Genomic DNA, 1,232 nt, shown 5'->3' on the forward strand with positions numbered 1-1,232 from the left:
GCCGTGTCCACCGTCACCGCAGGACCCTCGAACCCGAACGTGTACGAGATACGGCCCGAGGCAGCGCTCACACTGCTTCCGGTGAGGAGGTACCCCTGAAGGCCGTCGGAGGCATCATGCATCCGGGGGCCGTAGTCCTGGGCCATGGCGCCGACGAAGACACCCGTCCCGTCCCGCCACCGGCCGTCCGGGGCGATGCCGGCCCGCTCGAACGCCTCCCACGACGTCTCCAGCAACAACCGCTGCTGCGGGTCCATCGCCAGCGCCTCACGCGGCGAGACACCGAAGAACGCGGGATCGAAGTCGCCCGCGTCGTAGAGGAAGCCGCCTTCGCGTGCGTACGTGGTGCCCGGCTTGCCCCTTTGCGGCGAGTACAGGGAGGCGAGGTCCCAGCCTCGGTCCGCCGGGAACCCGCTGATCGCGTCTCCCTCGGAGGCGATCAATTGCCACAGTTCCTCCGGCGATCGCACACCGCCGGGGAACCGGCAGCCCATGCCCACGATCGCGACGGGTTCGTCGAGGGACAGGACGGGCCGGACCGGGGTGCTGCCCGAACGGTCCGGGCCCACGAGCGCAGCCCTCAGATGCCGCGAGAGAACGGCCGGGGTCGGGTAGTCGAACAGCAAGGTGGTCTGCAACCGCAGTCCGGTCGTGGTGTTCAAACGGTTACGGAACTCGACGGCACCCAGCGAGTCGAAGCCGAGTTCCTTGAACGTGCGGCCGGCGTCGACTGCCGCCGGACCCTCGTAGCCCAACGTCGTGGCGACCTGGCTCAGCACCAGGTCCAGGAGCAGCTCCGTCTGCTCGTCGTCGCCAAGGGCCGCCAGGCGCCGCCGGAGCAGCGAAGCAGCATCCACCACCGGTTCAGCCGCCCCGCCGGCATCAGAGTTGGCCGTAGTGTCGAACCAGTAACGCTGTCGCTGGAAGGCGTAGGTGGGCAGGTCGACGCGCTGGGCACCCGTACCCTTGAACACTGCCGTCCAGTCGACGGCCGCGCCCCCGACGAACGCCTCGGCCACCGACGTCAGGAAACGGAGCAGGCCACCCTCGTCACGACGCAGCGAACCCACCGCAGTGACAGAGACGTCTACATGCTCCTCTGCCGTCTGCTCGACGCCCATCGTCAGCACCGGATGCGCACTCGACTCGATGAACAGACGGAAACCGTCATCGAGAAGGGCCCGCACGGTGTCGGCGAAACGAACCGTCCGACGAAGATTGCGATACCAGTA

The 1,232-nt window shown here is 68.1% G+C and carries 1 protein-coding gene; it reads right to left on the reverse strand.

Features of this window, described 5'->3' with window-relative positions; translation table 11 throughout:
* On the reverse strand, nucleotides 1–1,187 hold a 1,187-nt coding region (locus GT045_RS40400), incomplete at its 3' end, for a beta-ketoacyl synthase N-terminal-like domain-containing protein (RefSeq protein ID WP_345942566.1).
* Between the last annotated feature and the right edge of the window lie 45 nt (nucleotides 1,188–1,232).

It is taken from the genome of Streptomyces sp. SID486 (assembly GCF_009865385.1).
In the GTDB taxonomy this organism is placed as follows: domain Bacteria; phylum Actinomycetota; class Actinomycetes; order Streptomycetales; family Streptomycetaceae; genus Streptomyces.